General features: G+C 72.7%; 12 protein-coding genes. 7 read left to right on the top strand and 5 right to left on the bottom strand.

Annotation, left to right across the window (positions count from 1 at the left end; genetic code table 11):
* Positions 1–678 precede the first annotated feature (678 nt).
* Positions 679–2490 (top strand): glycoside hydrolase family 6 protein, encoded by a 1812-nt coding sequence (locus tag AB0D28_RS15355; RefSeq protein WP_357386146.1) that lies wholly within the window; start codon positions 679–681, stop codon positions 2488–2490.
* Between the two features lie 107 nt (positions 2491–2597).
* Here the strand turns inward: AB0D28_RS15355 and AB0D28_RS15360 are convergent, their stop codons facing one another.
* From AB0D28_RS15360 to AB0D28_RS15380, 5 genes are all read right to left on the bottom strand, one after another.
* A complete protein-coding gene (locus tag AB0D28_RS15360) occupies positions 2598–2981 on the bottom strand; it encodes a hypothetical protein (protein WP_357386148.1) in 384 nt (127 codons plus the stop codon).
* A gap of 76 nt (positions 2982–3057) precedes the next feature.
* Complete coding sequence (locus tag AB0D28_RS15365; RefSeq protein WP_357386150.1) at positions 3058–3381, bottom strand: hypothetical protein; 324 nt, start codon at positions 3379–3381, stop codon at positions 3058–3060.
* 16 nt (positions 3382–3397) lie between these two features.
* Positions 3398–5056: a sodium:solute symporter family protein gene (locus AB0D28_RS15370; RefSeq protein ID WP_357386152.1), complete on the bottom strand. Its 1659-nt coding sequence runs from the start codon at positions 5054–5056 to the stop codon at positions 3398–3400.
* 127 nt (positions 5057–5183) lie between these two features.
* Positions 5184–6305, bottom strand: coding sequence for a hypothetical protein (locus AB0D28_RS15375; RefSeq protein WP_357386154.1), 1122 nt, complete (start codon positions 6303–6305; stop codon positions 5184–5186).
* Between the two features lie 12 nt (positions 6306–6317).
* Positions 6318–6929: a hypothetical protein gene (locus AB0D28_RS15380; protein WP_357386156.1), complete on the bottom strand. Its 612-nt coding sequence runs from the start codon at positions 6927–6929 to the stop codon at positions 6318–6320.
* Between the two features lie 305 nt (positions 6930–7234).
* On the opposite strand from AB0D28_RS15380, the gene AB0D28_RS15385 reads away from it, so the two are divergent.
* The 6 genes from AB0D28_RS15385 (at position 7235) to AB0D28_RS15410 (ending at position 14039) form a co-directional block, all read left to right on the top strand.
* Positions 7235–9583 carry a nitrate- and nitrite sensing domain-containing protein gene (locus AB0D28_RS15385; RefSeq protein WP_357386158.1) on the top strand — a complete coding sequence of 783 codons (2349 nt, stop codon included), beginning with the start codon at positions 7235–7237 and terminating at the stop codon, positions 9581–9583.
* Positions 9583–10005: a roadblock/LC7 domain-containing protein gene (locus AB0D28_RS15390; protein ID WP_357386160.1), complete on the top strand. Its 423-nt coding sequence runs from the start codon at positions 9583–9585 to the stop codon at positions 10003–10005. The genes AB0D28_RS15385 and AB0D28_RS15390 overlap by 1 nt, the downstream gene beginning before the upstream one ends.
* On the top strand, positions 9995–10384 hold the full coding sequence (locus tag AB0D28_RS15395; RefSeq protein WP_357386162.1) for a DUF742 domain-containing protein: 390 nt from the start codon (positions 9995–9997) through the stop codon (positions 10382–10384). The genes AB0D28_RS15390 and AB0D28_RS15395 overlap by 11 nt, the downstream gene beginning before the upstream one ends.
* Complete coding sequence (locus AB0D28_RS15400) at positions 10365–10967, top strand: ATP/GTP-binding protein (protein ID WP_357386164.1); 603 nt, start codon at positions 10365–10367, stop codon at positions 10965–10967. The genes AB0D28_RS15395 and AB0D28_RS15400 overlap by 20 nt, the downstream gene beginning before the upstream one ends.
* A gap of 105 nt (positions 10968–11072) precedes the next feature.
* The gene (locus AB0D28_RS15405) at positions 11073–12107 is read left to right on the top strand and encodes a lactonase family protein (RefSeq protein WP_357386166.1); all 1035 of its coding nucleotides are present in this window, start codon (positions 11073–11075) and stop codon (positions 12105–12107) included.
* Positions 12108–12284: 177 nt separating this feature from the next.
* Positions 12285–14039 (top strand): VWA domain-containing protein, encoded by a 1755-nt coding sequence (locus AB0D28_RS15410; protein ID WP_357386168.1) that lies wholly within the window; start codon positions 12285–12287, stop codon positions 14037–14039.
* Positions 14040–14048: the final 9 nt, after the last annotated feature.

A 14048-nucleotide genomic window follows, 5' to 3' on the forward strand; every position in this document is an offset into this window, starting at 1 on the left:
CAAAGCCGAGCACTTCCAAGCCTTCGCCGACCTCGCCGCCATCCTCATCTGCCACCGCCGACTCGCAAAAATCACCAACTGAGACACCCCCTTAGCCATGACCAGCGTCTCCATCCCTGTTCGTCCTGAGCCCGACGTCAGTCGAGCTAAGGCTGACGTTAGACCGTTTCACGACTTATCCGGGGAAAGATTCGCTTTTAGGGATTTGCCAGTGATGCGTCCCGTGCGCGTGCTGCCCGACCTGTACGCGCGAGTGGAACGCCATGGGTGTCTCCGGGCTGTTTGGCACCCATGGCGTTCCGCCCGGCGCAGGGCTGCGGTGGTGGCGGCGGAACGAGGGCCGGGCGTCGGGCCGAGGGTGGCCCCGGGCGGCGGTAGGGTGGGCGGTGGCGTATCGAGGCATTGCCATGGAAGCGCTCCCATGCAAGAATCGCTGCACGCGGTTCGGGGAGCCACACCGCGAGCTCAGACGTCGAGGGCAGCCGGCACCACCGGCCGACGTCCGTCTCCATCGGCCGGTCCTGCGGACCGGTCGGCACCACCACCCCCAACGCCCGTCCGGGTCGGGCGTCCCCCGAAGTAACCCGTGGCGCGCACGGTCGTTCCCGCAGGGCGACCGCAGCCGCCATTTGCGCCGGGCCGTACGCGGATCCGGTCTCGCCCAAGGAGATCAGTGGCATGAATCTGTGGAGAAGGCTGTCCGGCCGGAACCGGACGCTTGCGCTCACCAGCGCCGGCGTCCTGGTAGCCGGTGGACTGGTGACCCTCCCGGTCACCGCGGCGCAGGCCGCCACCCAGTGCAGCGTGACCTACACGACCAGCGACTGGCCCGGTGGATTCACCGGTAACGTGACCATCAAGAACATCGGTGACGCGCTCAGCTCGTGGAACCTCGGCTTCACCTTCCCGAACAGCTCGCAGCGGGTGGTGAACGGCTGGTCCGCGAGGTGGTCCCAGAGCGGGCAGAACGTCACCGCGCAGAACGAGTCGTACAACGGGTCGCTCGCCAGCGGCGCCAGCACCACCATCGGCTTCAACGGCTCCTGGAGCGGCAGCAACCCCAAGCCGACCCAGTTCACGCTCAACGGCACTGTGTGCAACGGCGGCACGCCGTCCACCAGCACCCCGCCGACGAGCACGCCGCCGACCAGCACGCCGCCCACGAGCACGCCGCCGACGTCGACCCCGCCGACCTCGACGCCGCCGACGACCACCCCGCCGCCGCCCGGGCAGCGGGTCGACAACCCGTACGCCGGTGTGAAGGGGTACGTGAACCCCGAGTGGAAGGCCAAGGCCGAGTCGGTCTCCGGCGGCAGCCGGGTGTCGAACAACCCGACCGCGGTCTGGCTCGACCGGATCGCCGCCATCAACGGCACGCCGGACAGCAGCTCCAACGGCGCGATGGGCGTCCGTCAGCACCTGGACGCCGCGCTCGCCCAGGGCGCCGGCTACATCCAGTTCGTCATCTACAACCTGCCCGGCCGTGACTGCTCGGCGCTCGCCTCCAACGGCGAGCTGGGCCCGGACGAGCTGCCCCGCTACAAGGCCGAGTACATCGACCCGATCGCCGCGATCCAGAGCGACGCGAAGTACCGGAACCTGCGCATCGTCAACATCATCGAGATCGACTCGCTGCCCAACCTGGTGACCAACACCTCGGGCAACGCGGGCGGCACCGTCATGTGTGACACGGTCAAGGCCAACGGCGCGTACGTGAACGGTGTCGGCTACGCCCTGGCGAAGCTGGGCGCGATCGGCAACGTCTACAACTACATCGACGCCGCCCACCACGGCTGGATCGGCTGGGACAGCAACTTCGGCCCGGTCGCCGACCAGCTCAAGGCCGCCGCCGTGGCGTCCGGCAGCACCGTCGCCAACGTGCAGGGCTTCATCGTCAACACGGCGAACTACTCCGCGCTGAAGGAGCCGTACGTCAAGGTCACCGACTCGGTGAACGGCCAGACCGTACGGCAGTCCAAGTGGATCGACTGGAACCAGTACGTCGACGAGCTGTCGTTCGCCCAGGCGTTCCGGCAGAAGCTGGTCTCGGTCGGCTTCGACAGCAACATCGGCATGCTGATCGACACCTCCCGCAACGGTTGGGGCGGCGCCGCCCGGCCGACCGGCCCCGGCCCGTCGACCAGCATCGACGCGTACGTCGACGGCGGCCGGGTCGACCGCCGCTTCCACACCGGCAACTGGTGCAACCAGGCCGGCGCGGGTCTCGGCGAGCGGCCGAAGGCCAACCCGGAGCCCGGCATCGACGCCTACGTCTGGGTGAAGCCCCCGGGTGAGTCGGACGGCTCCAGCAAGGAGATCCCGAACAACGAGGGCAAGGGCTTCGACCGGATGTGCGACCCGACCTACACCGGTAACGCCCGCAACGGCAACAACATGTCCGGCGCCCTGCCGGACGCGCCGATCTCCGGCGCGTGGTTCGCGGCCCAGTTCCAGCAGCTCATGCAGAACGCGTACCCGCCGCTCTCCTGAGCCGCGGTGAGGGCCACCCGCGGCGGCGGGAGTGAGGCACCGCCGCGCGGGTTCCCCGGGCCCCTGGTCGACGCCCACGTCGGCCAGGGGCCCTCGGCCGTCCCGGGTCAGGGCACGGTGCGCTCGATCGCCGCCCGGCCCAGTTCGGCCAGGTCGCGGCGGGCCCGCTCCAGGTTCTCCGGCGTCACGTCCTGACCCCGGGCCCGCACCAGGTCCTCCGGATCCCAGGGCTGTTCGGCGCCGGTGCGGATGCCGTCCGGGGCGGCGCCGGTGCCGGTGCCGGTCGCGCCGGTCCCGGCCGCGTACGGGTCACCGATGAGGTTCGGCGAGCCGGTGTCGGGTACCGCGCCGTCGGGCTCGGTGAACACGGGGTTGTCCGGGTCGGTGCCGCCGCTGCGCAACTGGGGCACCGTGCTGTCGTCGTCCACCGCCGCGGCCACCTCGGGGGTCTCCTCCAGCGGCCGCTCGCCACCGCGGTCACGATCGGTCATGCTGCTGCCCTCCTGTCCCTTCCGCCTGATCCCCGTGGCGTACCCGGTGCGGGCCGCGCCATGCGGGCGGCGGGGGTCAGGACTCGTCGCGGTGCGGCTCCGGCGTCTCGGTGGGGCTCAGCCGCTGCCACAGCAGCATCAGCAGGCCGAACACGAGCATCGCCGCGCCGGCCCAGAGGTTGATCCGTAGACCCTGCGCCTTCTCGATCTCGGCGGAGGTGTCGAACAGCCCCATCAGCCCGACGATCAGCCCGTACACCACGAACAGGCCGCCGATCACGCGGCGGATGTCGAACAGCCGGGCCGCGGCCGAGCGCGCCTCCCGCGCGTCCTCGGTCTCGTCGACCAGCGGGTCGTGCGCCTCGCCGCCCTGGTAGTGGCGGTCCGCGTCGTCTGCCATGGCGTGCGTCCCCTCCTTAGAAGACCGGGATGTAGAACAGGGCGGCGAGGATCACGGCGACGACGCCGAGCAGCACCGGGGAGCGGTACCAGGCGGCGTCGCCGGCCAGCGAGTCGTCGGCGAGCGTGGTGTCGCTGAGGCCGTACACGAGCCCGGTCAGCTCCTGGTCGGCCTTCGGCCGGGTCAGCGGCGTGACGATCGCGGCCACCACCGCGACGGTGGCGAAGGCCAGGCCCGCGCCCCAGAAGCTCTCCTCCAGGTCGGAGTTGAAGCTGATCACGCCGCCCTTGTAGAGCAGGTACGTGGCGGTGGCGACGACGGTGCCGGACAGCAGCGACCAGAAGCCGGCCAGCGGCGTCATCCGCCGCCAGAACATGCCGATGATGAACGTGCCGAACAGCGGGGCGTTGAAGACCGAGAACAGCGCCTGGATGTAGTTCATGATGTTGCTGAACCCGGCCGCGATGAAGGCGGTGCCGATGCCGATCACGACCGCGCCGACGGTGGCGAGGCGGCCCACCTTCACGTAGTGCTCGTCCGGCTCGTCCCGCCGGAAGTACGCCTGCCAGATGTCGTACGTGAAGACGGTGTTGAACCCGCTGACGTTCGCGGCCATGCCGGCCATGAACGAGGCGACCAGGCCGGTGACCGCGATGCCGAGCACGCCGTTGGGCAGCAGGTCGCGCATGAGCAGCGGGATCGCGTTGTTGTAGACCAGGTCGCCCTCGTCGGCACCCAGCCCCTTGACAGTGACCAGGGCGATCAGGCCGGGGATCACGGTGACGGCCGGGATGAGCAGCTTCGGGTACGCGGCGATGATCGGCGTACGCCGGGCGGCGCTCATGTTCCGGGCGGACAGGGCGCGCTGCACCTCGGCGAAGTTGGTGGTCCAGTAGCCGAAGGAGAGCACGAAGCCGAGGCCGAACACGATGCCCAGCCAGTGCGCGCCGAGCGGGTTGGCGGTGCTGCCGGTGCCCTCCCAGGCGTGCAGCCCGGCCTCGCCGAGCCGGGAGTCGCGGACCGCGTCCATCAGGCCGCTGACGCCGCCGACCTTGACCAGGCCGATCACCGTGATCGGCACCAGGCCGGCGACGATCACGAAGAACTGGAGCACCTCGTTGTAGATCGCGCCGGAGAGCCCGCCGATGGTGATGTACGCCAGCACGATCACCGCGCCGACGATGATCGCGAACCAGAGCGGCCAGCCGAGCAGCGCCTGCATGATCAGGGCCAGCGCGTAGAGGTTCACGCCCGCGATGAGCACCTGCGCGACCGCGAAGCTGATCGCGTTGAGCAGGTGGGTGGGGCGGTTGAAGCGCAGCCGCAGGTACTCGGGGACGCTGCGGACCTTCGAGCCGTAGTAGAACGGCATCATCACGATGCCGAGGAAGACCATCGCCGGCACGGCGCCGATCCAGTAGTAGTGCACTGTCATGATGCCGTACTGGGCGCCGTTGGCGGCCATGCCGATGATCTCCAGCGCGCCCAGGTTCGCCGAGACGAACGCCAGCCCGGTGACCCAGGCGGGCAGCGAGCGGCCGGAGAGGAAGAAGTCCACGCTGGTGCGGATCGCGCGCCGGGCGGCGAAACCGACGCCGAGCACCGTGACGAAATAGAGCGCCAGGATCAGATAGTCCAGCGCGTTCATGTTCAACCGCAGGCCGCCGCCGCCCATGCCCGTGCTCCCCTCGTGCGCACCGCTGCCCGCACGTACCCCGATTGCGAGGTTTCATACCTGCTGTTCGGTCCGGACATGCGCGAAGCCCCGGCCGGGTCACCGGCCGGGGCTTCGTGGTGATGGGTCAGCGGCCCAGCACGCGGTCCAGGAAGTCGCGGTAGCCACGCACGGCCATCCGGAGCTGCTCGGTGTCCGTGGAGCCGGACTCCTGCCAGGTGCCGAGCCGGGTGCGCTGCTCACGCAGGGCCGTGGAGAGCGCCTCGATCGCCTCCTCGACGAGTGACTCCGCCTCGCCGACCGCCGCGCGCGGGTCGTCCACGAAGCGCAGTTGCACGTCGCGCCAGCGGTCCCGGAAGCTCTGGGCGGCCTCCGGGGCGAACAGCGTCGCCGCGTCGGCCGGTACCGCGCCGGGCGTGGGCCGCTCCGCGCCGCCCAGGGCCGTGCCGGCGGCGCCGGCCGCCGCCGCGCCCGTCGCCGCGGTGGTGGTGTCCATCCGGTCGTGCTGCCGGTCGGCGTCGCCGGATCCGGCGGGCACGGGCTCGGCGTCCGGGTCGACCAGGCCCGGCTCGGCGCTGCCGTACCCGACCGCGCCGTCGGCGACCGCGTCGTCCCGGACGACGCCGTCCACCGTGCGGTCGTCCCGGACCGCGTGGGACCCGGTGCGGTCGTCCCGGCCGTCGCCGTCCACGTCGTGGTCGGTGGCGCCGGAGTGCTCGGCGTCCCAGCGGTCGCGGTCGTGCAGGCGGTCCCCGGCGGTCGGGTCGGCCCGCTCGTCGTCCAGCGGGTCGGTCTGACCGGGTGCGCCGTCGCCCGGCGCTGCCGTGTCCTCGTCGCGCGCGTCGCGCTCGTCCTGCGGACGACCGCCGGCCAGGGCCGAGGCGGCGACCGCGTCGCCCACAGTCGCCGCGCCGAACGCCGTCGGCAGCGGCGCCGGGTCGTGGTACGGGGCGCGCCCGTCATCGGTCCGGTCGGCCGCGTCGCGCAGCTCCCCGGCGTCGTAGGCGCGGGTCTCGTCGACCTCGGCGTCGTGCCGCTCGTCGACGTCCGTGTCGCTCCGCTCGGTGGCGACCGCCGGGTCGTCGAAGGTGCCCCGGTCGTCCAGCGCGTCCTCGGGCACGTCGGCCCGGTCGGTGTCGCGGCGGTCGGCGTCGGCGTGGGCGTGCTCGCCCGGCTGCGGGACCGGCACCGGTGCGGACCGGACGGCCTCGGGGTGGTCCTGCGTGACCTGCTGTTCCTCCTGGCGCATGGGGCGGCCTCCTCAGCGGCTCGGGACGTCGTGGTCGTGGTCGTGGTCGTGGTCGGGGTGGCGCTGCTCCGGCTGCTGCGTGGCGGTCGGCACCGGGTCCTCGCCGAGCAGGTCGGCGAAGAGGGCCCGGTAGTGCACCAGCGCCTGCCGGAGGTCCTCGGTGCCGGCCTCACCGCGCTCGTTGCGCTGCCGGATCTCGTGGGCGTCGCGGTAGTGGGTGAGGGTGCGGGCGTGCTCGACGGAGAGGTGGGCGATCTGGTCCGAGAAGTCCCCGGTGGGGTATCCGCGCTCGGCGATCAGACGGCTGACCAGCTCGTCAGCCTCGCCGACGGTCTCCGCGGGGGAGTCGACGAAGCGCACCTGGAGTTCCTCCCAGGCGGCGGCGTAACGGGCCCGGGACTCCGGGCTCAGCGGGGTCAGCTCCAGCTCGGCGTGCCGGCGCTCCCGTTCCCGCAGCTCGCGCTCGGCGGCGCTGCGGCTGTCCTGCTCGGCGACGGCCCGGTCGTACTCGGGGCCGAAGCGCTCCCGGAGCGCCCGGCGGCGGCTGGCGACCACGGCGACCGCGACGAGCGCGGCGATGACGGCGACGACGATGACTATGACGACTACCTGGGTGGACGACATGGCTCCTCCTTCGCACGCTGGTATTCCCTCGTGCGGGTGATCGCCAATCCCGTTGTGCGGCACTTTCCGCCCCGGGCCGGAAAAAGGTGCGGTGTCGCGACCGCCCGTCCGGTGCCGGGCCGGTGTCCGACTGCGCCCGTCGTGCCCGTCTCGGACCGTAGTGAGAGCCGAGACGGCCGGTAGTGCATCCGCCCCGGATTACGTATCCTGCCCAAGGCGTCCGGGCCGGGGCCCGGCGTCGTGGCCGGCGAACGTGACGGCCGCTGCCGGCGCCACCGAGCGACACCTTCCCGGGCGAGGTCTGATTGAACACCCGTGACTGGCCGATCCGCGCCAAGCTGACCGCGCTGGTCATCGGCCCGGTGACCGGGCTGCTGGCCTTGTGGATCTTCGCCACCACGCTCACCTTCGGGCCCGCGCTCGACCTGCTCTCCGCGCGTACCCTCCTCTACGACCTGGGCCGTCCGGGCGAGACCGTGGTGGCGGAGCTGCAACGGGAACGGCGGCTGTCGGTGGTCCAGCTCGCCGGTGACAGCGCCCTCCCCGAGCTGGTCGAACAGCGGGTACGCACCGACGACGCGATCGTCGAGCTGCGCCGCAAGGTCGACGGCGAGGACCTGCGCGACGTCGCCGACGCCCAGCTCGACAACCGGCTCGACCACCTGGTCTCGGCGCTCGACGCGCTGCCCGCGGGGCGCTCGTTCATCGACGACCGGACGGTGGACCGGGCCGGCGCCGTCGGCCTCTACAGCGGGATGATCGGCTCGGCGTTCCAGGCGTTCGGCGCGATGGCGGCGCTGCCCGACGCGCAGCTCAACCGGGAGGCCACGGCGCTCACCTCGCTGGGCCGTTCCCGGGAGCTGCTCGGACAGGCCGACGCGCTGCTGGCCGGCGCCGTCACCGCCGGACGGTACGGCGACGGCGAGCACGAGCAACTGGTGCGTACGATCGAGAACCAGCGCTTCCTGGCCGAGATCGCGGTGGCCGAGCTGCCGTCCGGGGAGCGGGCCGCGTACCAGCGGATGATCGAGGGCGCCGGGTTCGGCAGGCTGCGCGCGCTCCAGGACAGCCTGATCCGCTCGCCGGCGCTGCCCGCCCGGTTCGACATGCGGGCGTGGGACACCAGTCACGCCGAGGTGTGGCAGAGCCTGCGCGACTTCGAGCTGGGTGGCGCGGACGGGCTCGCCGAACGCTCGGTGCCGATGGCCACCCGGATCCTCGTCCAGCTCGCCCTCGCCGGGGTGCTGGGCCTGATCGCGATCGTGGTGTGCGTGCTGGTGGCGTGGCGGGTCGGCCGGTCGCTGGCACAGCGGCTGACCGGCGTACGCGCCGCCGCGACCGAGGTGGCCGAACGCCGGCTGCCCGACGTCGTGGCGCGGCTGCGCCGGGGCGAGGAGGTCGACGTGGCCCGGGAGGCGCCCGAGCTGGACCACGGCGGCGACGAGATCGGCCAGGTGGCACGCGCGTTCAACGAGGTGCGCCGGACCGCTGTCCGCGCCGCCGTCGACGAGGTGACGCTGCGCCGCGGCTTCAACGAGGTGATCCTCAACCTCGCCCGGCGCAGCCAGGGACTGGTGCACCGGCAGCTGGCGCTGCTGGACCGGCTGGAACGGCGTACCGAGGACCCGGACGAGCTGGCCGGGCTGTTCCAGGTCGACCACCTGGCGACGCGGCTGCGGCGGCACGCCGAGGACCTGGTCATCCTGGCCGGGGCCGCGCCCGGACGAGGCTGGCGGCGGCCGGTCGCCGCTGTCGACGTGATGCGCGGCGCGATCTCCGAGGTCGAGGCGTACGACCGGGTCGACGTGGGTGAGGTGGCGACGGCCGGGGTGCTGGGCCGGGCCGTCGGCGACGTGATCCACCTGCTCGCCGAGCTGATCGAGAACGCCACCGCGTTCTCCCCGCCCGGCACCCGGGTGGACGTCACCGGCCGGAGCGTCCCGGGCGGCTACACCATCGAGATCACCGACCGGGGACTGGGCATGTCCGCCCCGGCCCTGGCCGAGGCCAACCGCAAGCTGGCCGAGCCGCCGGAGTTCGACCCGTCCGGCAGCGCCCGGCTGGGGCTGTTCGTGGTGGCACGCCTGGCCGCCAGGCACGGCGTACGGGTGGAGCTGCGGCCGTCCCGCCCGGCCGGGATCGTCGCCGCGGTGTTCGTACCGTCGGCACTGATCACCGACGAGCCGCCGGTGGGCGCGGACGCCTCCGCCGGGCCGGAACGGCGGCGCCTGGCCAAGGTGACCCGGCTGACCACTGTGCCCCGGCCGGGCCGTCCGGGCCGTTCCGGCCGGGACCGGTCGGAGAGCACAGTGGTGTCGTTGCAGTCGGCGCGCGCCTCGACGGTGGAGCCACCCGCCGACGACGACGGCCTGCCCCGCCGGATCCGGCGGCGCGGCGCGACGGCGCGGCCCCGCGCCGCGGTCGCCGACACCCCGGCCCACCGCACCCCGGAGGAGGCCCGCCGGGCCATGTCCGCGTTGCAGGCCGGCACCGCGCGCGGACGCCGGGACGGCTCGCGCGGCGCCGGGACCAGCCCGGCCACCCCCAGCACCGAGACGCGCGACACCGGTACGCCGTCCACCACCGTGGGGCCGCCTGTGGAGCCCGCCCCGCCGGCGCCGGACCAACGAACCGCGACTGAGAGGGACGCCTAGTGGTGCACACGACGCGGCAGAACGCCGATCTCGACTGGCTGCTCGACGACCTGGTGGAGCGTGTCCCCGCCGCCCGCCAGGCGGTGGTGCTCTCGGCGGACGGGCTCCTGCTCGGCGCCTCCACCGACCAGGACCGCACCGACGCGGAACACCTGTGCGCGCTGGCGTCCGGCTTCTCCGGCCTGGCCAAGGGCGCCACCCGGCACCTGGGCGGCGGCGCGGTCCGTCAGACAGTGGTGGAGATGGAGTCGGCCTACCTGTTCGTGACCGCCGCCGGGCAGGGTGCCTGCCTGGCGGTGGCCAGCGACGCCGACGCCGACATCGGCCTGGCGGCGTACGAGATGGCGATGCTCGTCATCCGGGTCGGGGAGAACCTGGCCGCGCCGAGCCGGGCGGCGGGGGAGCGGGCCGATGCGCGCTGAGTCGCCCGGGCCGCAGCACGAGTGGCTGGACTCCGACGCCGGCCCGGTGGTGCGCCCGTACACGCTCACCGGGGGGCGTGTGCGCCCGCCGGTCGACGGCTTCGACCTGTTGGCGTTCGTGCTCGCCACCCCCGGCGCGGACCCGGCCGGGCGGCCCGGTCTCCAGCCGGAGCACCGCCGCCTGACCGAGCTGGCCCGGCGGCCGAAGGCCGTGGCCGACCTCGCCGCCGACCTGGACCTCGCCGTGGGCGTGGTCCGGGTGCTGCTCGGCGACCTTCTCGCCCAGGGGCTCGTCGCGGTGCACCGGCCACCGGCCACCGCGTACCTGCCCGACGACAACATCCTCAAGGCGGTGGTCAGTGGACTCCGTGCGCTTTGACCGGGAGCCGGAGGCGCCGCGAGTGCCGCTGGCTTTGAAGATCCTCATCGCCGGTGGCTTCGGCGCCGGTAAGACGACGCTGGTGAGCGCGTTGAGTGAGGTCCGGCCGTTGCAGACCGAGGAGGTCCTGACCGGGGCGGGGCTCGGCACCGACGACGTGTCCGGGGTCGAGCAGAAGTCGACCACGACCGTGGCGATGGACTTCGGCCGGATCACCATCAACGACGACCTCCAGGTCTATCTGTTCGGCACCCCGGGGCAGGACCGGTTCTGGTTCCTCTGGGACGAGCTGGCGTTCGGCGCGCTCGGCGCGGTGGTGCTCGCCGACACCCGTCGGCTGGCCGACTGCTTCCCCTCGATCGACTACTTCGAGCAGCGGGGCATCCCGTTCGTGGTGGGCGTCAACTGCTTCGAGGGTTCCCGCCGGTTCGGGCTGGAGGCGGTCCGCGACGCCCTGGACCTGGACCCGGACGTCCCGCTGGTGCTCTGCGACGCCCGGGACCGGCAGTCCGGCAAGCTGGTGCTGATCTCGCTCGTCGAGCACGTGGCGCGGCAGCGCGGCGAGCCGGTGCCGGTGGGCTGAGCGGCCCGCCGCGAATCCCGCCGGCGGTCACGGGACTGATCGGCCGCCGGAACGGGAAGCCTCTGGTTGGATCTGCGGAGACAGGACCGACGGAAGGTGGGAGCGGTGACCGGGCAGGACGAGATCGTCCACATCGGCGGCTACACGGCGCAGACGGGCGGGCGGGCCGAGGGCGTCGTGGCGGCCCGGCGGGACCGGGCGACCGGGGAACTGACCCCGCTGGGTGTCGTGGCTGTCACCCCGTCGCCGTCGTTCCTGGTGCGGCATCCGGCGCTCCCGGTGCTGTACGGGTGCAACGAGCTGCCGGACGGGCTGGTGAGCGCGTTCCGGGTGGCCCCGGACGGCGACCTCACGCCGCTGGGCGTACGCGAGACGGGTGGCGCGGAGCCGTGCCACCTGGCGGTCGCCCCGGACGGGCGGCACCTGTTCGTGGCCAACTACGGCGGCGGCAGCGTCGCGGTGTTCGGCCTGGACGCCGACGGCGTGCCCGGGGAGCGCACCGATCTGGTCCGGCACTCCGGCCACGGCGCCGACCCGCAGCGGCAGGAGCAGGCGCACTGCCACATGGTCTCGCCGGATCCGGCCGCCGACGGCCTGCTCGCCGTCGACCTGGGCACCGACTCCGTCTACCGGTACGACCTCGACGCCGCCACCGGCCGGCTGGCCGAGCGGGAGCCCCGGGTGCGGACGGCGCCCGGCACCGGGCCCCGGCACCTGGCCCGGCACCCGGACGGGCGGCGCTGCTGGCTGGTCGGTGAGCTGGACGCCACTGTCACCGCGTACGAGCTGACGCCGGACGGGCCGCGGCAGCGCACCCGGGTCGACGCCAGCGGCCGGACCGGGCACGTGCAGCCCTCCGAGGTGGCCGTCGGGCCGGGCGGGCGTTTCCTCTACGTGGGCAACCGAGGTGTGGGCACCGTCGCGGTCTTCGCGCTCGACGGCGCCGCGCCGGAGCTGGTGGCCGAGGTGGACACCGGCGGCGAGTGGCCCCGGCACTTCGCGTTCGCCGGGGAGCACCTGTACGTGGCCGACGAGCGGGCCGACATGATCAGGATCTTCCGGGTCGATCCGGACGGCGGGGTGCCCGAGCCGGTGGGGGAGCCGGTGCCGGTGGCCAGCCCGACATGCGTCCTGCCGTGACCGGACGGTCACGCAAAGGTGGTCCGAAGTGGACTGACTTCACCTTAAATGACTGACCAGTAACTTAACGTATGAGTTAGCTGATCAACTGTTTCTGCTGCGTAACTTTCGTCCGAACGGTTATGGTGGTAACCCCACGAGGTACGCAAGATGGTCACCGTGTCTGGCCGCCATCGCATGCGTTCTCACCTCCGCGGAGCAGGTGCCGCCGCCGTGGCGGCCGCCCTGGTCGCCGTCGTAGCCGGCTCCTGGTTCGGCTACCAGCAGCTGGCCGGCCCGAACTGTTCGGGCCGGATCGAGCTGTCGGTGGCGACCGCCCCGGAGATCGCCCCCGCGGTGCGTGCCGCCGCCGACCAGTGGGTCTCCGACGGCGCGGCGGTGGGCGGCACCTGCATCGCGGTGAACGTCTCCTCCGCCGAGTCGGTCGAGGTGGCCGCCGCCGTGGCGAGCAAGCACGGCGCCACGCTCGCCGGTGTCGGGCAGGCCAGCGGCACCGCCGTCACCCCTGACGTCTGGGTGCCGGACTCCTCGACCTGGCTGGTGCGGCTCAAGAGTGGCGGGGCCAGCGCGTTCGCGCCGATGAACGGCGCCTCGATCGCGCGCAGCCCGGTCGTGGTGGCGCTGCCCGAGCCGGTGGCCTCGCGCATAGGGTGGCCAGACAAGCAGCTCCGCTGGTCCGACCTGCTGACCCAGGTCACCGCCAGCAAGCCGCTGCGCGCCGGGATCGTCGAGCCGACCCAGGACGCGGCCGGCCTGTCCGGTCTGCTGTCGCTGACCGCGGCGGCCAGCTCCACCGGCGAGTCCGGCTCGCCGAAGGCGCAGGAGGCGATGGTCGGCGCGCTGCGGGCGCTGGCCACCAACCGTTCCTCGCTGCGGCAGGACCTCCTCGCACGGTTCCCGCGCTCGTCGGACCCGACGGCGATCGCCAACGCCCTCGGCGCGGCGGCGTTGTCCGAGGAGGACGTGATCGCCTACAACAGCACCAAGCCGCCGATCCGGCTGGCCGCGCTGTACCTGGAGCCGCCGCCGATCTCGCTGGACTACCCGTTCGCGGTGCTGCCCGGCATCGAGCCGACCAAGGCGTCCGCCGCCAAGGTGCTGTTCGAGGTGCTGCGTACCCCGGGGTTCAAGGACCGGCTGGCCTCCCAGGCGCTGCGCGCGCCGGACGGCAACTGGGGGCGGGGTTTCCAGGCGCCGACCGGCGCGCCGAGCCCGGCCAACGGCGGCGCGCGCCAGGTGCCGCCGTCGGGTCAGGGCGGCGCGGCCGACCTCGACCCCGGCGCCATCTCGACCGCCACCACGACCTGGTCGGTGGCCACCCAGTCGGGCCGGATGCTCTGCGTCATCGACGTCTCCGGTTCGATGAAGAAGCCGGTCGCGACCGCGAACGGCGCCAGCCGGGAGCAGGTCACGGTGGCCGCCGCGAGCCAGGGACTCGGCTTGTTCGACGATTCCTGGTCGATCGGCCTCTGGACGTTCTCCACCAACCTGGAGGGCTCGCAGGACTGGAGCGAGCTGGTCGGGATAAAGCCGTTGTCCAGCAACCGGGGGGCGTTGCAGCGTGGCCTGGCCTCGATCAAGCCCTCCAACGGCAACACCGGCCTGTACGACACCATGCTCGCGGCGTACAAGAAGGTGCAGCAGGACTGGGAGCCGGGCAAGGTCAACTCGATCGTGCTGTTCACCGACGGCAAGAACGAGGACGACAACGGCATCTCGCAGAAGGCGCTGCTGGACCAGTTGACCAAGCTGCAGGACGACGAGCAGCCGGTGCAGGTCATCATCATCGGCATCGGCACCGAGGTGAACCGGGCCGAGCTGGAGTCGATCACCAAGGTCACCGGCGGCGGCGCCTTCGTCACCACCGACCCCAGCAAGATCGGCGAGATCTTCCTCCGGGCGATCGCGCTCCGCCCGCCCGCCCCCCGCTGACCTGAAGCT

Origin of the sequence: Micromonospora sp. NPDC048169, assembly GCF_040652815.1 — a bacterium.
Classification (GTDB): Bacteria; Actinomycetota; Actinomycetes; order Mycobacteriales; family Micromonosporaceae; genus Micromonospora.